The sequence below is a fragment of the Thalassomonas sp. RHCl1 genome (assembly GCF_947387555.1).
Taxonomy (GTDB): Bacteria; Pseudomonadota; Gammaproteobacteria; order Enterobacterales; family Alteromonadaceae; genus Thalassomonas.
Genome location: NZ_CANDNZ010000001.1, coordinates 1,348,862 through 1,367,747, shown reverse-complemented (window position 1 = coordinate 1,367,747; position 18,886 = coordinate 1,348,862). Strand labels below are relative to the sequence as shown.

At 44.8% G+C, this 18,886-nt stretch carries 16 protein-coding genes and 1 other RNA gene; 8 read left to right on the top strand and 9 right to left on the bottom strand.

Features of this window, described 5'->3' with window-relative positions; translation table 11 throughout:
* Positions 1-81: 81 nt before the first annotated feature.
* From dnaK to grpE, 3 genes are all read right to left on the bottom strand, one after another.
* The gene (gene dnaK / locus QL234_RS05975) at positions 82-2,016 is read right to left on the bottom strand and encodes a molecular chaperone DnaK (protein WP_044832452.1); all 1,935 of its coding nucleotides are present in this window, start codon (positions 2,014-2,016) and stop codon (positions 82-84) included.
* Between the two features lie 184 nt (positions 2,017-2,200).
* Entirely contained in the window at positions 2,201-2,956 is a 756-nt protein-coding gene (locus tag QL234_RS05970) for a transporter substrate-binding domain-containing protein (protein WP_348650704.1), read from the bottom strand.
* Positions 2,957-3,314: 358 nt separating this feature from the next.
* Positions 3,315-3,941 (bottom strand): nucleotide exchange factor GrpE, encoded by a 627-nt coding sequence (grpE, locus tag QL234_RS05965; RefSeq protein WP_281556910.1) that lies wholly within the window; start codon positions 3,939-3,941, stop codon positions 3,315-3,317.
* Between the two features lie 157 nt (positions 3,942-4,098).
* On the opposite strand from grpE, the gene nadK reads away from it, so the two are divergent.
* The 3 genes from nadK (at position 4,099) to QL234_RS05950 (ending at position 7,260) form a co-directional block, all read left to right on the top strand.
* A complete protein-coding gene (nadK, locus tag QL234_RS05960; RefSeq protein WP_281556909.1) occupies positions 4,099-4,980 on the top strand; it encodes an NAD(+) kinase in 882 nt (293 codons plus the stop codon).
* A 105-nt stretch (positions 4,981-5,085) separates the two neighbouring features.
* Positions 5,086-6,750: a DNA repair protein RecN gene (recN, locus tag QL234_RS05955; RefSeq protein ID WP_281556908.1), complete on the top strand. Its 1,665-nt coding sequence runs from the start codon at positions 5,086-5,088 to the stop codon at positions 6,748-6,750.
* 162 nt (positions 6,751-6,912) lie between these two features.
* Positions 6,913-7,260, top strand: coding sequence for an outer membrane protein assembly factor BamE (locus tag QL234_RS05950; RefSeq protein ID WP_281556907.1), 348 nt, complete (start codon positions 6,913-6,915; stop codon positions 7,258-7,260).
* A gap of 164 nt (positions 7,261-7,424) precedes the next feature.
* Here QL234_RS05950 and QL234_RS05945 read toward each other — a convergent pair whose 3' ends face one another.
* Entirely contained in the window at positions 7,425-8,048 is a 624-nt protein-coding gene (locus QL234_RS05945; RefSeq protein WP_281556906.1) for a protocatechuate 3,4-dioxygenase, read from the bottom strand.
* Between the two features lie 640 nt (positions 8,049-8,688).
* Here QL234_RS05945 and QL234_RS05940 point away from each other — a divergent pair.
* Entirely contained in the window at positions 8,689-10,278 is a 1,590-nt protein-coding gene (locus QL234_RS05940; protein ID WP_281556905.1) for an SUMF1/EgtB/PvdO family nonheme iron enzyme, read from the top strand.
* A gap of 4 nt (positions 10,279-10,282) precedes the next feature.
* Here the strand turns inward: QL234_RS05940 and QL234_RS05935 are convergent, their stop codons facing one another.
* From QL234_RS05935 to QL234_RS05920, 4 genes are all read right to left on the bottom strand, one after another.
* Positions 10,283-12,094 (bottom strand): winged helix-turn-helix domain-containing protein, encoded by a 1,812-nt coding sequence (locus QL234_RS05935; protein ID WP_281556904.1) that lies wholly within the window; start codon positions 12,092-12,094, stop codon positions 10,283-10,285.
* A gap of 189 nt (positions 12,095-12,283) precedes the next feature.
* On the bottom strand, positions 12,284-12,988 hold the full coding sequence (locus QL234_RS05930) for a MarC family protein (RefSeq protein ID WP_281556903.1): 705 nt from the start codon (positions 12,986-12,988) through the stop codon (positions 12,284-12,286).
* Between the two features lie 282 nt (positions 12,989-13,270).
* Positions 13,271-13,672, bottom strand: coding sequence for an RnfH family protein (locus tag QL234_RS05925; RefSeq protein ID WP_281556902.1), 402 nt, complete (start codon positions 13,670-13,672; stop codon positions 13,271-13,273).
* Positions 13,665-14,105 carry a type II toxin-antitoxin system RatA family toxin gene (locus QL234_RS05920; RefSeq protein ID WP_281556901.1) on the bottom strand — a complete coding sequence of 147 codons (441 nt, stop codon included), beginning with the start codon at positions 14,103-14,105 and terminating at the stop codon, positions 13,665-13,667. Before QL234_RS05920 ends, QL234_RS05925 begins: the two co-directional genes overlap by 8 nt.
* 152 nt (positions 14,106-14,257) lie before the next feature.
* On the opposite strand from QL234_RS05920, the gene smpB reads away from it, so the two are divergent.
* The 4 genes from smpB (at position 14,258) to QL234_RS05900 (ending at position 17,603) form a co-directional block, all read left to right on the top strand.
* Positions 14,258-14,743, top strand: coding sequence for an SsrA-binding protein SmpB (smpB, locus tag QL234_RS05915; RefSeq protein ID WP_044832565.1), 486 nt, complete (start codon positions 14,258-14,260; stop codon positions 14,741-14,743).
* Positions 14,744-14,901: 158 nt separating this feature from the next.
* Positions 14,902-15,253, top strand: a transfer-messenger RNA (tmRNA) gene (gene ssrA / locus QL234_RS05910).
* A gap of 76 nt (positions 15,254-15,329) precedes the next feature.
* Entirely contained in the window at positions 15,330-16,226 is an 897-nt protein-coding gene (locus tag QL234_RS05905; protein ID WP_281556900.1) for a hypothetical protein, read from the top strand.
* A 228-nt stretch (positions 16,227-16,454) separates the two neighbouring features.
* Positions 16,455-17,603, top strand: a complete 1,149-nt coding sequence (locus QL234_RS05900) for a hypothetical protein (protein ID WP_281556899.1) — start codon at positions 16,455-16,457, stop codon at positions 17,601-17,603.
* A 147-nt stretch (positions 17,604-17,750) separates the two neighbouring features.
* Here the strand turns inward: QL234_RS05900 and QL234_RS05895 are convergent, their stop codons facing one another.
* Positions 17,751-18,662, bottom strand: a complete 912-nt coding sequence (locus tag QL234_RS05895; RefSeq protein ID WP_281556898.1) for a hypothetical protein — start codon at positions 18,660-18,662, stop codon at positions 17,751-17,753.
* Between the last annotated feature and the right edge of the window lie 224 nt (positions 18,663-18,886).

The following is an 18,886-nucleotide window of genomic DNA, read 5'->3' as shown; positions in this document are numbered from 1 at the left end:
TATTTAGCTGTTTTTTAAAGCATAAAGCGCCGGGGATTAAACCAGCGCTTTAACATCAATGTAATTTAAAGGAGCTAACGATTACTTGTTATCGTCTTTAACTTCTTCAAATTCAGCATCAACTACGTCATCAGCTGGAGCGCTACCGGCATCGGCTTCTGGTGCTGCACCTTCAGGAGCGGCGCCGCCTTGAGCCTGGGCTTTCGCCTGAGCAATTTCCATTAACTTCTGTGACGCTTCGATCACTGCCTGAGACTTGGCATCGATGGCTTCTTTGTCGTCGCCTTTGATTGCTTCTTCAAGTTCAGTTAACGCAGCTTCAAGCTTCTCTTTGTCTTCCGCTGGTAAGTCATCACCGGCTTCTTCGATTTGCTTGCGAGTAGCGTGAACCATACCGTCAGCCTGGTTACGAGACTGAACCAGTTCTTCAAACTTGGCATCTTCATCGGCATTCGCTTCCGCGTCGCGTACCATTTGTTCTACTTCTTCATCGGATAAACCTGAAGAGGCTTTAATGGTGATCTTCTGCTCTTTACCTGTGTTCTTATCTTTTGCTGTTACGTGCAAGATACCGTCGGCATCAATATCGAAGGTTACTTCGATTTGCGGTACACCGCGTGGTGCCGGGTCGATACCTTCAAGGTTGAACTGACCAAGAGATTTGTTAGAAGCCGCTTGCTTACGCTCACCTTGTACTACGTGAACCGTTACCGCCGCCTGGTTATCATCAGCCGTTGAGAACGTTTGAGACTGTTTGGTCGGGATAGTGGTGTTCTTGTCGATAACCTTAGTCATCACACCACCCATAGTTTCAATACCTAAGGATAATGGTGTAACGTCAAGTAGTAATACGTCAGTTACGTCACCGGAAAGTACACCGGCTTGTACTGCAGCACCGGCAGCAACCGCTTCATCAGGGTTAACGTCTTTACGTGGCTCTTTGCCGAAGAAGTCAGTTACCGCTTTTTGTACCATAGGCATACGGGTTTGACCACCAACTAAGATAACGTCATCAACGTCACTTACTGAAAGGTCTGAATCTTTAAGAGCAATTTTTAACGGCTCTAATGTCGCCTGTACCATGTCTTCAACTAAAGACTCTAACTTGGCACGGGTAACTTTGATGTTCATGTGCTTAGGACCACTGGCGTCAGCCGTGATGTAAGGCAGGTTAACATCAGTTTGTTGTGCAGAAGAAAGCTCACATTTGGCTTTTTCAGCAGCTTCTTTTAAACGCTGCATTGCCAGTGGGTCAGTGGTTAAGTCCATGCCCTGGTCTTTCTTGAATTCAGCTACAAGGTAGTTGATTAAACGGTTATCGAAATCTTCACCACCTAAGTGAGTGTCACCGTTAGTCGCTAATACTTCAAACGTGTGCTCGCCTTCAACTTCATCGATTTCGATGATTGAAATATCGAAAGTACCACCACCTAAGTCATATACGGCAACCACTTTGTCGCCTTTTTGCTTGTCCATGCCGTAAGCAAGGGCAGCAGCAGTAGGTTCGTTGATGATACGCTTAACTTCAAGACCTGCGATACGACCGGCATCTTTAGTCGCCTGACGCTGTGAATCGTTAAAGTAAGCAGGAACGGTAATTACCGCTTCCGTTACTGTTTCACCTAAGTAGTCTTCAGCCGTTTTTTTCATTTTCTTCAAAACTTCTGCAGAAACTTGTGGTGGCGCTACATTGTTGTCTTTGGCGCTAACCCAGGCATCACCGTTGTCGGCTTTAACGATACCAAAAGGCATGATGTCGATATCACGCTGAACTTCTTTGTCTTCGAAACGACGACCGATTAAACGCTTGATGGCGAATAATGTATTTTTAGGGTTCGTTACTGATTGACGCTTAGCTGGTTGGCCTACTAGAGTTTCACCTTCTTCTGTGTAAGCAATGATAGAAGGGGTTGTACGATCACCTTCAGCATTTTCAATTACACGAGCGCTGTCGCCGTCAAGTACCGCAACACATGAGTTAGTTGTCCCTAGGTCAATACCAATAATTTTGCCCATCTTGAGGATCTCCGAAATATATAAAATAAAGATTAATTCTGTTGATGAACAGTTAGTGGGGGCGGGAAAATCGTTTTCAATAGAAAAAATAAAAAAATGTCACAAGTTTTTGCAAAAAGTTATGCCCATATATTTACTGTGGAATAAAGAAAAACAAACAAACCTTATTTTTCAAACAGATACATCACCAACAGTCAAAAATTCCCGGCTGTATTTCCCCATGCCAATTTTTATTTGGATCCGCTAAAAGGCCATATTTAATTAAAATCGCTTTCCAGTCAGGATTGCTCTTCAAAGCCAAAACCTGCTTTTGCAGCAGTTTGTGTTCAACCAGCAAAGATTTTGTCAGCATGATATGGCGACTATATGGCATCAGGGGCCTTGGTGAGGTATATATCTGGCCTGCTAATGACATAGATTTCATAAAATACTTTAAGGTTGAAGCTGGCATGGAAGTTACATCTACCCGCCCGGCCAGCATACTTTTAATGCTGGCAGCTTCTGACTTGGTATCAATGCGGTGTATACGATTTTCACGCATATCCGCTTCCAAACCAACATAATAATGCCCCCGGACACCGGCAAAGACCAAACCTCGAAGGGATTTTGCCGTGCCGTCATACACTATCGGATGCTTTCTGGGTGAAATAATAGCATTGCTGTCGGCCATAATCTCAGGCCCCCAGAAATACTTAGTCTGTGCTCTGTCATCCATCCATTTCGCATTAACAAACAACACGGCTCCTTGTTTCCTTGAAGCTAAATACATATCCAGCCGGTTACGGGGCATAAGGGTGAGCTCCAGCCGGTACTTTCCCGATAACTGCCTATTCAATAGCTCAACAAAGTCATAGGTAAGCCCCTGCCCTTCGCCGGTAATAAAGGGAGGTGACTGATGATAACTCCAAACCGGGATGATTTTTTCCGCCTGGCAAGTCATAGGGAATAACAGCAAGAGCAAGAATAAAGCGTTGCAATACACAAAAACGGTTGAAGATTTCCAACAGCGGCGAAGGACACCACTTTCAGCCTTATTTACGTTGAAATTTGCCATTTGAATGTCCAAAATCACGATACGGCCCAATCCATTGCCCTGCACTCTTTTAATATTAGTTGTTCAAAACTAAATCGAGGTATTAAGTTCATAGCTGAAGTGAAGCTTGTTAACAACACCATCCTGCTTTGGTTGGCTTCTGTGCCAATACCAAAGAAAAAGCCGAAGAAAAAGCAAAAGAAAAGTAGCGAGCATAAAAAAAGCCAGTCGAAACTGGCTTTTAAGAAAGAGTTAGCGTATTGGCTTAGGCGGAAGTATCAACACTCGGCGCAGCTTTAGACACCATAACCATGGCAGGACGAATTAAACGGCCGTTAAGCTCGTAACCTTTTTGCATGACAGCAATAACGGTATTAGGGGCAACACCTTCAACTTCCTGCATCGACATTGCCTGGTGCAATTCAGGGTTAAACGGCTGGTCTTGCGGGTCAACAGCGGTAACACCGAACTTGTTGATGGCAGACAGCAAGCTTTGCAGGGTCAGTTCAACACCTTCAGCAATGGCTTTTTGTGTTTCGTCTTCAACATTAACGCTGGCAATGGCGCGTTCCATGTTGTCGATCACCGGCAGTAATTCTGCGGCAAATTTCTCTAAAGCAAACTTACGTGCTTTTTCAACATCCTGGGCAGCGCGGCGGCGGATGTTATCCACTTCGGCTTTGGCGCGCACGACAGAATCTTTCTGGTCGGCAACGGTTGCCTGGGCGGCAGCTAAAGACAACTCAAGCTCATTGATCTTTTCCAGCTCAGGGCTGATGGTAGCGGCAGCAGCGCCTAAGGTTTCTTCTAATTGATCTTCGGCTTGTTGAATGATTTCTTCTGCAGCGATCTCTTCTGCAGTTTTTTGGTTATCGGTAGACTCAGTTGTCATAAAAACTCCAAGGGTAAACTCCAATTGTGCTAATTATGGGGATTAGTTTTCATGATTCAAGCATAAAGTCGATCATTTAGTAAAAAGTCAACTTTACAACAGGGGAAAATACGGCGACACTGCCCATAACGAGAAGAAAATAAAGCATTTACACTATATGACCCAGCTATATAAAACCATAGGGTTAATCGGCAAACCACATCATGACGGTACCAGCGCCACCATAGAGACCTTATATAAGTATTTAATTGAAAATAACTATAACGTCCTGGTCGAAAGCTCGGTAGCCCCTTTTATCCGCATTGATAATATTGCCAAGCACAGCCTGATGCAGATAGGCGAGCAGGCAGAGCTGGCGATAGTGGTAGGCGGTGACGGTTATATGCTCGGCGCCGCCCGGGTACTGGCGGGTTATAAAATTGGCGTCATCGGCGTCAACCGCGGCAATCTCGGCTTTTTAACAGACTTAGCCCCGGACAACCTTATTCCCCCGCTTGAAGCAATATTACGCGGTGAGTCCCGCAGTGAACAACGCTTTGTTATCGAAGCGGAAGTTTATCGCCACGGCAAACTGAAAAGCTCCAACAGCGCGGTCAATGAAGCTGTAGTGCACGCCGGTAAAGTCGCCAATATGATCGAGTTTGAGGTTTATATCGACGGCAGCTTTATGTTCAGCCAGCGCTCAGACGGTTTGATCATCTCAACCCCGACAGGCTCCACCGCCTATTCGATGTCCGCCGGCGGCCCGATTTTAACCCCGGGTTTAAATGCACTGTCGTTAGTACCTATGTTCCCCCATACCCTTACCAGTCGCCCGATAGTGGTTGACGGCAGCAGTGAAATAAAACTGATCCTGGCGAACGAGAATTATGAAAATTTACAGGTCAGCTGCGACGGTCATGTCATTTTAGCGGTGATGCCGGGTGATGAAGTCATTATTAAGAAAAGTGAGTATACACTGCGCCTGATACACCCGCTGGATCATGATTATTTCAATGTCCTGAGAAACAAACTCAGCTGGGGCAACAAACTCTACTAACCCTGTTAATGCCCTCTTTGAGCAAAAACGTCTAAAAAATAACTTGCGAAAAAACCAGTTACTGTATAAATTACCAGTAACTGGTTTTTTCGTTAGAGATAGCTGATGCTTTTACATTTAAACATACAAAATTTTGCCATTGTCCGTTCCCTGGACATCGACTGGAATCACGGCATGACCACGATCACCGGGGAAACCGGCGCCGGTAAATCCATCGCCATCGACGCCCTGGGATTATGTTTAGGTGAGCGGGCATTAACTAACGTGGTGCGCCCCGGCTGCAAAAAAGCAGAATTGTCGGCAGTGTTTGGCGTTTTAGCCAATCCGGCGGCAAACAAGTGGCTTAAACAACACGATCTCAACGGTGACGATGAATGTATTCTGCGCCGGGTGGTTTCCGCCGAAGGCAGATCCCGCGCTTATATCAACGGCTCTCAGGTACCCCTTGCCCAGTTAAAAGAGCTGGGACAACTATTGATCAATATCCACGGCCAGCACGACCACCAGCAAATCGTTAAAGCCGTCGAGCAGCGCCGCATGCTTGACGATTATGCCGGCCACCAGCACCTGATGGACGATGTAAAATACCACCACCAGAAATGGCGTGAACTCACCGCAGAGCTGAAACAACTGCAGGAAAATAAATTACAGCGCGACGCCAAACAGCAATTACTGCAATACCAGGTCAGCGAACTGGATGAATTTGCCCTGCAACCGGGCGAGTTTGAAACCCTGGAAGCGGATTACAAGCGTTACAGCAACTCCCAACATTTGCTCAACGAAACCCTGATGTCGCTGCAACAGCTAAGCGATAACGAAGAATTTAACGTCTTAGATTCCCTCAGGCGCAGCTGCGACAGTCTGAGCGCCTTAACCAGCGTTGATAACAGCTTAAGCCCGATTGCCAAAGTGCTTGAAGAAGCACAAATCCAGATTGACGATGCCTGCAATGACCTGCGCCAGTACTACGATCGCCTGGAGCTGGATCCGGAAACCTTCCACTTCCTCGAAGAAAGGTATTCCCAGGCAATACAGCTGGCAAAAAAACACCAGCTGGCGCCGGAAAACCTGCCGGACTTTCACAGCGAATTAGCCCGGGAGCTCGCCAATATCAGCTCAGACGAGTCCAGGTTAAGCGCCATGGGAGAAGAAATTGAAAAAGCCCGTCAGAACTATTTAGAGGTAGCCGAAGTATTATCGGACTCCAGACAGAAGCAGGCGAAAAAACTCGGCGCCCTGATCAGCACCAGCATGCAGGAGCTGAATATGCCCCACGGCGAATTTCAGGCCCGGGTTGAACAAAATACGAGTGAGCAACTTTCCGTACACGGCATAGACGAGGTCAGCTTTTTAGTCAGCATTAACCCCGGCCAGCCGTTAGAAGCCATGAACAAGGTGGCTTCAGGCGGCGAGCTTTCCCGGATAAGTTTAGCCATGCAGGTTATCCTGGCGGATAAGGTGGTCACTCCCAGCCTGATTTTTGATGAAGTGGATGTCGGCATCAGCGGCCCGACCGCTGCCATGGTCGGCTCTAAACTGCAACAACTGGCGAAAAATACCCAGGTGATCTGTGTCACCCACTTGCCGCAAGTGGCCAGCAAGGGCCATCAACAGCTATTTGTCGCGAAATTAACCGACGGCGAGCACACAGAAACAAAAGTTACGGAACTTAGCGAACCGGCGCGCATCAAAGAAATTGCCCGTTTGCTTGCCGGCGATAAAATTACCGAACATAGTCTGGCCAATGCACAGGAGCTCCTGGCAGGCTAAGTAATAGAATAATTGGCGAAGAAATAATCGCCAGGCAAGCACGGCAAATAAACAAAAAGAGAATTTTAATCAAAGCCGTGCAATTAGCGTAAATTAATTTTGTATAAAGCGGCGGGCTTGGTTATTATCCTCATTCACATTTTATAGGATGAAATTAAGTAGATGTTGTTTCGAATTTTAACTGTCGTTTTTATACTTTCACTTTCTGGCTGTTCAAGTTGGGTATTCCGCTACGATATCCCGCAAGGTAACTACCTTGAACAAAAGAACATAGATAAATTACAAATAGGTATGACCAAAGAACAGGTAAAATTCATCTTAGGTAGCCCGGTGGTGGTAGACGCCTTCAACGACGATACCTGGCATTATGTTTATCAGTTCAAATCAGGCCGCAGTACAGAGTTTAACAGCCGCAAAGATTTCACCATAAAATTTGAGAACGACAAAGTCGTTTCTGCGAGCGGTGATTTTGAGTTATCCGAAAACTTTAACACCCCGATGGAACAATAAGCACTCACCTTACCGTCAGTCGCTGCCTTTACTGATAATAAAGGAGCGACTGATAAACACCTTCCGGTATCACTTCATCTTTTGCTTCTAACTCACCACGGCTAACGCATGGCAGGTGATAACCTCAAATAACAGAACCAGAAACATCGCAGGCCAATTATCTGCTATAACTTTTCTAAAATAATATCATATTGATACTGATTGCTTTTACCGGCAACTTTGGCTGTCATCATCGCCTGTTCCGAAGCAGATTTTCTTTTGAACAAGCCATCTTGCTCATTTAAGGTGTGATTGGGAAAGTACATTTGTGTCAACAGGGACACATAACCGTTTTTAGCAATTTTAAAATGAATATGGGGCGTTCTTTGTTGGCTGCGACCTAACGGATAAGCGCCGGGAATCACCGTTTTAAATTTAAACCGACCCTCAGTGCCGCTTTGCAGGATCGCCCAGGCTTGAAAATGCTCATCTACGGGAGCCGAATTGGTATCATGGGGATGATGGTACTTACCGAAACTATTTGCTTGCCACAGATCTATGGTCACACCTTCAACCGGCTGTAAATCTGTATCTAACACCTGACCGAAGACATCAATGATTTCCCCTTTGGCAACGCCAGATTTTCCGGCCACCCTGGTAAGGTCGGCATCTTGATCTTTTTGTGGCGTGATCGGGTAAAAAGGTCCTTCAACCTCACTGGGTGTAGTCATTTTGGCTTGTGTAGTGCTGGTGAATACACCGGCGACAGTTCCTAAGACACCACTTTTGATAAAAGCACGACGTTTCATTGAGCCCTCCTGATTGAGCATATATTAATAAGCCTAGTGCCTTTTAAGTGCTGTGACACCTTAATAACCAGGCTGTTGTTTTACTTTTTACTCAAGCTAGCCCTATCATGGCAAGATGTCTTAACAAAAAGCTATTATTTAGCAAAATAGAAAAAACATAGATTTTTAAATCAACTAAAACAATCACTTAATCTTGCCCCCTCACTTTTATGATCATGCGGAACTTTAGCCAAAAAATGAATGACATCCGGCAACGAAAGTTATGCTTTTAGGCGAGGTGGTAAATTTAACACCGGCTTGGCTATATTCCGATAATTACCTGAGAAAGGTAACGGCTTACCAGAATAAACAGATGTAATCAGCAAGTCTTAAACCCGGTAGCCTGATAATACCCGGATTTTGCTTAATTAAAGCATCCATTAAACATGAGCCGAATCGTATATTTGCAGTTATTGCCGGCAAGTAACAAGCCGGAGGCAGGCTGTAAAGCCAGTTTTCTTCAAAACAAAACCCATCACAAATCATTGATTATAAAGATTAACTTTTCTATTCATTTTCTATACCTGCAAAAATAGAATACGATTAAGACTTCACGGCTCTCTGTTCGCTAGTCTCCCAAGCAGATTACTAAGGAGACAAAATGAAACAATTACCCCCAAAACTATTCGCCCCTTTACTGTTATTAGCCAGTACAGCAGTTAGCGCCGATACCACACCGATAGAGCCGGTATTAGTACCGCTGACAAATACTGCAGACAATATTGATATTCAGATGGGTAAATATGAAGTTACAGTTGCCGAGTTTAACCGCTTCATTAAAGCAACCGGCTACCAGGTACCACAAAAATGTATGTTATTTAGCTCAACCAAATGGCCTTCTCCTGAAAAACCAGGCAACTGGGACGATGCTGAATTGATCAGCGAGCCGTACCGCCCCGTGGTCTGTGTCGGTACACAGGGCGCTATCGCCTATGCACAGTGGCTGGCTGAAACCACCGGCAAACCATACCGCTTGGCCGAACTTAATGAATGGCGCTACGGTGCCTCCGAAGGCAATAAAAGTCGCTTCGCCTTCGGTGAAGACTATCACCAGAAACAAATATGCGACTACGAGAATGTCGAGGACTATGCCAATGTGGCCGGCTTAAAGCGTGATCACCAGGTACGCTACGACAGCAGTGCCAACTGTAACGACGGTGCTGTTTACCATACTGTGGTCGGCATGTACCGCGCCAATAAATTCGGCTTGCACGACATGATGGGCAATGTCAAAGAGTTGCTTAAAACCTGTCACAAAAGCGATGAAAAGGCGCCGAACGGCTGCGCGGAATATGCCGTGGCCGGCGAGGCCTGGCATTGGCAGGCTCGCGGAATAAATACCCCGGATTGGATAGCACATGACTTTTACGGCAGTATCGAAGGATTCCGCCTGGTGCTGGACAGCAAAGAAATGCCAGCACAACCCGCCAGTACCGCCTCCTTCATTAAAGGACTGGCTCAAGCGCAAGAAAAAGCACAAAAGTCCCACCAGCGGCTTAAATCCCTGCCGGTAAGTCCAACCGGGCTGACGGCGAATCTATTAAAAAACAACCAGGTCGAATTGAATTGGATGCCGGTAGCAGGCGATGACATCAGCTACTCGATATACCGCAGTTACCTTGACCCTGAAGGCAAAGTCAGCCGAAAATCACAGAAAATTGCCTACGGGGTGAAAGAGACCAACTTTATTGATCAGCTCACAGGTAAAGGCCCGGCAAGTTATACCGTATTTGCCAATTCAAGCGTAGGCGAGAGTATGGCAAGCAATGAGGCCTCTGCCGGGGTTCATAAAGCATTTAAACCCGGCGAGCGCATCCAGGCGGAGCATTATCAAGCCAAGCGCCACATCTGGGTTCGGGACAATAAACAAGAACAAAGTGTTGGTTTGTCCGCCAATGAAAATCATTATGCCACTGGCCAAAAACCCTTTCTTCCGGCCTGGTTAAAGTTCAATTTTAACAGTGACTATAGCGGGCAAGGCACTTTAAAAATGCGTCTGCGCAGCCAAGACGATGCAAGCTTTGAGATCTGGCAAGGCCAGCATTTAGTCGCTCGGCTAACAGGCGGCAAAACCGATGCTTTTAGCGAAATCAGCGCAGATGTATCCCTGATCGCCTCACAGCAGCCGCTTGAGATCCGCGCAGCCAGCCAAGCCTGGCTGCTGATCGACTGGTTCGAATTCAGCCACTAAGCTGTTATTCGCTGGCTAAGATAGCATTATGCCGTTTTAGCCAGTCGGGTTTGGCATTGCTTTCTAAATAAGCCAGATATTCGGCACGTAGTTTGGGCTCGGCGCTGGAGACTTGATATAACATCAGTGCAGCTTCTATCCCGGTGCCAATATCATACGCTAACCGTGCCAGTTCAAATGCTTTTTCCAGTAACGGCTTTGCCTCACCCGACTTTTCCTGTGCTTGAAAAAGCTTGGCTTTTAACACTAAGGTTTTAGGCCGTTCGGCGTGATCGGTAAACAGCGAATGGGCAGCAGCAAAGTTTTGCTGCTCAATATGGTGGTTAACAAGCATTTCAAAGGCATGGTCTTGCACCCAGTAATTTTGTGCACTGCGGGGCAAGGTTAATATCCGCTCCAGATAGGGAATGGCCTTGGTATTGTCTTCGGTAAACAAGGCAAAATGATAATACACCACCGCTAAATTCGAATCATCGAGCTTGTGTTTTAACAATAAGGCTTGTGCCTCGTTAAGATGCAGATATTTTTTATGGTCATCACCCGACTTTTCCGCCAGGATAGAATACATAATGTGTAATTCAAACAGGGTTAACGCATCTGCCTGCTTGCGGCCAAGGGCAATGCCCTGCTCTAAAGTTTTGAGCATGGCATTGTAATCGGTTTGCTCATAGGCGAGCCAGGCCTTGGTTTGGATATTATGAAAACTCAGCGGCCATAACGGAGTCTCGGCTAAAATGGCCGACATGCTATCGAGACTGTTGGCTGCTTGAAGATGCTGGCTGCGCATTTTATATATTTTCCCCGTCAGCCACTGTGCATTTGCCCGGTAGGGACTAAAAGCATACGAACTGTCCTGTGCTGACAGCCTTTGCAAGTAGGTGAGCGCCACATCCAGGTGCTGCACGCCAATATAATGTTTGGCCAGCAACAGCAGTAAATCCGGATCATCAGGGGCGATTTGCTGCATCAAAATTAAGCTGTTGATATCCAGAGCCTTATTGGTTAGAGAAAACAAGCCCATCGCCTGTAATTGTTCCAGGCGGAGGGCCAGTTTTTGTGTCAGTTCACGGGGATCGTCGGCAAACAGGTACCCCTGCCAGCGGGTATTGTCGCGGGCTAAACCGAAGTGGACAAATATGCCTTTTTCCGAAGAATAAGTATCTCCCCAAATCAGCCAGCTATCGGCGGCCAGGTTTGCTTGTTGCCAGATTAATTTAGGTGCGGCAAATGCCTGCCTGACCGAAGTGTTCGAGGGCATTTTGTCAGATAAAAAAGCACGGTTTTGTTCAAGTGCACGGCTGGCTATGTCGTTAAACTGTGCCCTCGAGGTTTCGGCATTATTTTCGCTGTAAAGCACATGAAAAGACACTTCATTGTTTCCAGTGCTTTGCCAGCTATTAATAAAGAATAAAACCGCCAACAGACATAAGCTGATTGCCAGAGAGAATAAAGCGAATTTATGGCCTTTTCCCCAGCCCTTTAGCCCGGCAGTTTCAGCCTCTGCAACAGACTCTTGAGCACTGTCGGCCTGAATAGGCAATTGCCATTGATAACCCTTTTTTGAAAAGGTCAAAATGGCTTTATCCCCCAGTATCGCCCTTAGCTGGCTGATGGTTTGAAAAACCACCTGCTCGGACACCACTTTCCCCTGCCAAACTGTGTCCATAATGGCGTCTTTACTATGAATGCCTTGGGGATCGGATAAAAAGAAGTCCAATAACCGTGCCTGGTTAGTTTTGAGCGGGATCAGCTGATCATGCTTATATAAAAGCTGCTGTTCAGGTAAGAATCGATAATCGGCAAATTTTACTTCCATAACCACCTTGTTATGCAAAATCGTTAACCAGAACCCGGAAAGCGGTAATAAAATCGCTTAATAACACCGAATTCAGGTTAAAAATGTTCAGGTTCAAAAAAGACCCCAAGGTTCACTGATTTTGTCTGACAATGCAAGCCGATTGGCCGCACCTGGCGGGTTACTTATCTCATGTACCCGGTTATAACCTTAACTTAACTGTCCGGCTGAAAAGAAGGTGCCCTGAATACCGTCGAAAATATACTGGGTAGCCATCGCCGCCAGCAAGACCCCTAATATCCGGGTAATAGCATTGGCCACCGTTTGCCCGAGCATGCCGATAATTTTACTAGCGGCAAATAAAATCACCACAGTAGAGATCAAGGCCACCAGCATGGCGCCGATCACCACAGACTGAAACTCGAACTGTCCCGGATAATGGCTCATCAACAGCATAATGGTGGCAATACTGCCGGGCCCGGCAATAAAAGGAATGGCCATGGGGAAAATGGAAATATCGTCAAATTCTTCATCCGGGTAAGTCACCGGCTCTGATGCTTTTGCCGCTTGCCCTGCCTCGGCTTCCTGCTCATGCTCATGGGTGAAAGCCTCACTTTTCTTTTCACGGCGTTCAGTGCGCATTTCAAACACCATTTCCAGGGCGATCATAAACAACAAGATGCCGCCGGCGGTTTTAAACGCCATCATGGAAATGCCCAAGGCCTTCAACAAACCGTTACCGACAAAGGCAAAGAGCAACAGGATAATGGTGCCGGTGATCACAGATTTGAGGATCATTTTACGCTTAAAGGCACTGCTGGCACCGTCGGTCATCACCGCAAAAACCGGGGCTATGCCTAAGGGGTCGATCACCACAAAAAAGGTCACGAAGGTACTAATAAAGAGCTCATACATTACAAATCCCCATTTTAAAGCCAAAACAATAATTTATAGCCTAAAGGTACACCACAGCCGCCAGAATAAGCAAAGGTTCGGCGAACAAAATGAAGATAGCAGGGCTTTAGAATGAAGGAGGTCTGAAAGGGTTAAATATTATTGAAGCTTATATTGAGCTTACATGACGGCAAGAGTCACTTCATCACTGCCGTGTGATCGTGACATACCATACTTCCTTGAATATAAAAAAAGCGGGCCATTGCTGACCCGCTTCTTCATATTCGTTAAAAAGCTTTCTACTTATTTGTCGCCTTTAGCGCCGAGTTTTACCGGTCTGCCGCCGGTCACTTTATTAGCCCGGCCCTCTTCCACTGCCTTTTCAGCCCGGCGTTTGCGGACCTCTTTCGGATCGGCAATCAGCGGACGGTAAATTTCAATGCGATCTAAATCTGCCAGGACATCGGTATATTTCGCCGCCCGGTTCCAGATACCGACTTTATTTTTCCCCAGCTCGATATCGTCAAAAAGCTCGGTAATACCCGAGGCGATAATCGCCTGCTCAACCGTAGTGCCTTCATCCACCATCACAGTGATCAATTCCTGCTTGTGGGATAAACCGTAAACCACTTCAATCTGGATTTGTTCAACATAGGCTGCTTCATCAGCCTCAGATTTCGTTGCTTCTACATCTTTTTCAGACATTATTGCCGTACACCTCTTTTGCCCGGTTGGTAAACGCCTGCACCATATTATTTACCAGGTGGTTAAACACCCGGCCAAAAGCAAGATCAAACATTTTACTGGAAAACTCATATTCAAGTTCTAAATTCACCTTACAGGCGTCATCCGACAACGCGGTTAACTGCCAGCTGCCCACCAGTTTTTTAAAGGGGCCGTCTACCAGGTTTAACTCTACCTGCTTGTTACTTGTCAGGGTATTTTTTGTGGTGAACCACTTCTTCAACCCGCCCTTAGACACCAGTAAAGCGGCGGTCATAGAATGTTCATCTTGCGAGATAATTTTACTGTCGCTGCAATCCGGTAAAAAGCTCGGGTACGCTAAAACATCATTTATGAGGCTGTACATATCCTCAACACTGTGCATCACTAAGGCACTACGGCTTATTGCTGGCATTTCACCCCCTTGTTTCAATGCCGCTATAATAGCAAAGCTGACAGAAAAGCTCACCTTTGACATCAAAGTTTCAATTATTTTACAAATTTTCCCTTTTGCATCTTGGAAAACAGGTAGTAAAGCACAAAATTCTCCGTATAATGACCGCCATTATGGCAAAGAAAAAAAAATCATCGAAACAAGGTAGTAATACCATAGCGCTGAACAAAAAAGCGCGTCACGAATATACCCTGGGCGAAAAGTTCGAAGCGGGTATGAGCCTGCAGGGCTGGGAAGTAAAAAGCATCCGTACCGGTAAGGTCAATATCTCAGACTGCTATGTATTCATCAAAAACGGCGAAGCCTATTTACTGGGGGCCGAAATTCAGCCGTTAAATGCCGCCTCTTCCCATGTGGTTTGCGACCCGGTACGTGATCGCAAACTGCTGTTAAACCGCAAGCAGCTGGACAAACTGGCCGGTTTGGTAGAACGCGACGGTATGTCGCTGATCGCCACCGCCATGTACTGGAAAGCCTGCTGGGTAAAACTGGAATTCTGCGTTGGCCGCGGTAAAAAACTGCACGATAAGCGCGCCGACATTAAAGACAGAGACTGGGCACGCAGCAAAGAACGTTTAATGAAACACGACAAACGCTAGCACTATTACCGGATAAAGAATAGAAAAAGCGCAATACGTTCAGTAAACAAACATAAATTGACGGTTTTTAACTCGCGTTGTAAATCGTTAAAAATAGAGTTAAAATAGTCTCAGTTAAAGGTTTTCTCTAAGCAAACATTTAACGACTACCATGCTTTGGGGCGGATTCAGGATTCGACGAGATTCACGAAACCCAAGGTGCATGCCCAGGGGCGGTTGGCCTGGTAAAAAGCCGCAAAACTATAATTGCAAACGACGAAACGTTCGCACTAGCCGCCTAAGGCTAGCCATCCTCTCATAGGTTCACCTATTGCCTTGAGATGCTGATGGTCACCCCAAGTAGGTTAGCGAGGGAAGCTTGCTCAAGGCTGAACCGCGAAATAGTATTGAGCTCACCATGACGAAGCCTGTCGATTGGCGTCTAATTGGTTAAATAAATAATCGACTAAGCATGTAGTACCGAGGATGTAGGCTTTTCGGACGGGGGTTCGACTCCCCCCCGCTCCACCAAATATCGCCCCTTATAACCAACAGGTTATAGGGGGCTTTTTATTTTGTGACCTTAAGTTGTCCTAAGAGAGTCAAAATGAAAATATCAGCCACAATATTCTCCCTTGCTCTGTCGTTACTGTCACTACCCACCTTGGCGAATGATGCCTTAATAAAGTCCTACGCAGAAACCATAGCGGCTTTAAATACTTACCGGCAGATAACCCAGCAATTAGATACAAAGTGCGAAACAAAGTACGCCCTGAGCAAACTGCAAGTTAACGAAATAGACTTCCTCCTCAGAAAAAAAGCCAATATCACCTTTACTGAGTTTGTCACCATATTTGGTGATGTAGAACTGCAAACCCTCAATAACCAAGGGGTTGCCAATGCCTTCATTGAAAAAAATGGTGGTTGTATTCCCAGCCTGCTAGCACTTTTTCATGCTGATCTCCACAAGGTTTATCTCGACGAAATAGCAAAGCTGAGAAACTACCAGGTAACTTTCGCTTTTGGCGGTATCAGAAAATCCGAACAAGAGATCCAGGCATTTGCCAAAGAAAAAATTCAAAACTACCAACAGCTACCCACCGCGGAAATCAAAGCACTGGCACGCTCGCTTGAGATTGGCCATTACCAATATAGTATCGTTTCATTCGGAGAAATACAGATAAACCTGAGACAAGCCAAAGAGTTACTACTTTTTGTGGCCGAGCAAACCCAAGATGGCGAAGCTTATTACAATCTTGGCAGACTGGTACAGTGGCGCAACCCAACACAGGCTTTTCATTATTTTGAAAAATCAGCGGAATTAGAAGATGTGGATGGGTTAATCTGGCTCGGCACCTATTATTCGTGCAATAAAGATAATGCCGAAGCCCTGTATTGGCTAGATAAAGCCAGTGCGGAAAAACCCGATTATGTTGAGGATATCAAGCTGGAAATCCAGGATTTAGGCATGCCTACCAATTGCCTGAATGGTTGGCCTCGTTAAATTTAGAACCTATTAACTCTCTCCCTCTTTGAGCAGTAGCACTCCGACAACAATGCAAAAAACCTTCTCAATCAGTTTGACGTTTGTACTGTAATCTCGTGTAATGATTACAAGATTGTTTTTTCTCTTATAGGGTGATAATTTACGCCCGCTTATCCATACTCCCTGTTAAAGTATGGTGGGCTATGGATAGCAATAAATTCAATTTTATAAGGAAGTATAACTTTAATGGAAAAAGTTCTCTTGCCAATTATTGGCTTATTATCCTCAGCTATGTGGGCCTCTCCCTCTTCTGCAGCTAGCAACACTTACTATGAAACTCGGATTTGCGGTGATTGTAGCTATAGCGAAGCATTGGCGATAGCCAAGAAATTAGAACCCCAAAAAGACTGTACCCTCAACAGCAATGCCGGCCCCGAACAGCAAAGCTGTTATTCCAGTACTAACAAAATATTGGTAATAAATTCAGTTACTCGGGCTATATATGGATTTTATAACGGCCATGACAACCAAGGTATGTCAGATATGGACTTAGTGACTTTTGTACGAGATATGGAGTCGATCCCAGAGAAAGTCATATATCTTGCAAATGGTATATTGGATGCCGATGAAGCTTTACACCAAGTAGCTGAACAGCTTACCGAAGAAATTAACAGCTCCCAAAACAGTTATACTGCATCTGCGAGTAAATTTAAAAACCAGGTCGGTATTCAATCCGATGACAATAATAATCAGTGCGATAATAGCCGGGAAGTTCAAGCCGTAAAAGCAGCCACATCTGTTAGCATTAAGTCTGCTATTGAAATTCGAGCAAATGAAATACTAGAAGCCAATCCAAGTTTAGAATCGGACTTTAAATCTACCACCATAACCGGATTAAATGTAGGTGTCAGTAAGGACGGCTTTACCCTTGGCGGCTCCTGGGTGGTAGGCCCGAAAAGCAAATATGTTTATAACCGATTTGAAGGAAATACCGATGTACCAATCGGTGATTCACAAAGTGAACAAACGCAAGTCGTGTACACATTAAGCTCAAATAAACACGGCATAAGTTTGGAATTAAATCCTATTAAGACGGTTTTTGCAGGATTAACGCTTAATCAGTTAAAGCAGGGAGTCACTCAACCTTCCGAAATAACGAAGTGTTTAGGTGAAGCGCTTGATAAAGCCATTCCAAAAACTGTTGTCCTCTCAGGCAGTGGTTCAGGTAGTGGCGGTAGCGGCTCCACTGGCGGCAGCCTTAATCCACGGTTCGGTAATATTCCTGTAACGGGCGACACAGGGAATTTCGGCGGAGGCGGCGGAAGTCAAACCTGTGATCACCATTATTATCACAATGGTGAATTAATTGCGACTATTGCAGGCCCTTGTCCATAAAGTTATAAAGCTCCAAGCTATTATTAATTTCTATGGGAAAAATGTGACATCTAAAAACTGATTTATGCCGTATCAGTTTTTAAATGCCCGGCTTCATTTCCCATCAGAAATATAAAAAGACAAGACCTAGTCCCGTCAGGTTGTAAACTATTTAACAGGAGCAATTGTTCGTATTGCTGTTGGTACAGAATCAAATATATTGTTATTTATTTCTTTCTCTATCTTTACTTGCCGCTCAGCATACATAGATAGTAATACCAACAACATCACCATTCCAAAAAATAGCTTTGGTAGTAATGGGCGTAAGTTCTTTTCAACAAACTTAATAAGTTTTATAGACTTGCCTGATTCATCCACACCTAAAATGGAAGGATTCTTGTGTATTACTATATCAGGCGCTAAATCATCTTTAGCAGCCAACCTCAATTTACGAACAAACCAAAACAAAAATATTACAGTAAAAACCGCAGGCAAAATCGCTTGTAAATAAATCACGTTATAATAATTTGAAGCTAGATTTCCATTAGTTTGAATATATTTAACCCCTTCAATAACGCCATTTAACTTTAGTGGAACTTTTGGTGAGCCAGCATATAACACTTGCAATGAAAATCCATCAGCTTGCTCTAAAATGTCAAAGTGTAAACTCACTCTATTTTTATCTTTCAGCTGTACTACAGGATTGATGATATCTTTTCTTGAAGCTGAAATAATTTTAATATCAATTATTTCAGCTTCACTAGAATCTAGAAAAAACTCTATTGGTTTCAAAATATCAGAACTCTTAATGGGTTCTTTTCCGTTATTCCAAAAATACACTCTAAAAGAAGTAAGATCTTTTTCGACAGGTTTTCCATCTCTATTTACTATTTTTAAAGGAAAATCTCGCAATGAATCTGCTTCAACAACCACTGTTCTCAACAGTTCTTCTATAAACATTGGTTCACGTTCTTTCACAGATTGAGCGTAAAAATAATATGAGCTAATTAAACCGACAAAACCAACTATAAGACCGAATAAACCCAACCAATTTTTTCTCATCCAATCATACTCGCTCAACAGTAGCCCTCCATGAGATTGAAAATCTTCTAATAAATTATAAGCAAAACAAGCTTACCAAAACCTACCTAAACATATGATTTTTGAGGATTAGTTACCAAAGAAAACTTTAATAAATAGTACTATCAATTGTTGAAAGCACCTATCACCTCGAGGGGTCAGATCTTGCACTAATTACACATAATCCAATATAAGACACTTTCCATCAATGTGTCACTTGGATA

Excerpts from the sequence above, each read along its gene's own strand:
- QL234_RS05970 (WP_348650704.1), bottom strand. The coding sequence starts at position 2,956 with ATGACTTGCCAGGCGGAAAAAATCATCCCGGTTTGGAGTTATCATCAG.
- QL234_RS05905 (WP_281556900.1), top strand. The coding sequence starts at position 15,330 with ATGAAAATATCAGCCACAATATTCTCCCTTGCTCTGTCGTTACTGTCA.
- QL234_RS05900 (WP_281556899.1), top strand. The coding sequence starts at position 16,455 with ATGGAAAAAGTTCTCTTGCCAATTATTGGCTTATTATCCTCAGCTATG.
- smpB (WP_044832565.1), top strand. The coding sequence starts at position 14,258 with ATGGCAAAGAAAAAAAAATCATCGAAACAAGGTAGTAATACCATAGCG.
- QL234_RS05920 (WP_281556901.1), bottom strand. The coding sequence starts at position 14,105 with ATGCCAGCAATAAGCCGTAGTGCCTTAGTGATGCACAGTGTTGAGGAT.
- QL234_RS05925 (WP_281556902.1), bottom strand. The coding sequence starts at position 13,672 with ATGTCTGAAAAAGATGTAGAAGCAACGAAATCTGAGGCTGATGAAGCA.
- nadK (WP_281556909.1), top strand. The coding sequence starts at position 4,099 with ATGACCCAGCTATATAAAACCATAGGGTTAATCGGCAAACCACATCAT.
- QL234_RS05950 (WP_281556907.1), top strand. The coding sequence starts at position 6,913 with ATGTTGTTTCGAATTTTAACTGTCGTTTTTATACTTTCACTTTCTGGC.
- recN (WP_281556908.1), top strand. The coding sequence starts at position 5,086 with ATGCTTTTACATTTAAACATACAAAATTTTGCCATTGTCCGTTCCCTG.
- grpE (WP_281556910.1), bottom strand. The coding sequence starts at position 3,941 with ATGACAACTGAGTCTACCGATAACCAAAAAACTGCAGAAGAGATCGCT.
- dnaK (WP_044832452.1), bottom strand. The coding sequence starts at position 2,016 with ATGGGCAAAATTATTGGTATTGACCTAGGGACAACTAACTCATGTGTT.
- QL234_RS05940 (WP_281556905.1), top strand. The coding sequence starts at position 8,689 with ATGAAACAATTACCCCCAAAACTATTCGCCCCTTTACTGTTATTAGCC.
- QL234_RS05930 (WP_281556903.1), bottom strand. The coding sequence starts at position 12,988 with ATGTATGAGCTCTTTATTAGTACCTTCGTGACCTTTTTTGTGGTGATC.
- QL234_RS05935 (WP_281556904.1), bottom strand. The coding sequence starts at position 12,094 with ATGGAAGTAAAATTTGCCGATTATCGATTCTTACCTGAACAGCAGCTT.
- QL234_RS05945 (WP_281556906.1), bottom strand. The coding sequence starts at position 8,048 with ATGAAACGTCGTGCTTTTATCAAAAGTGGTGTCTTAGGAACTGTCGCC.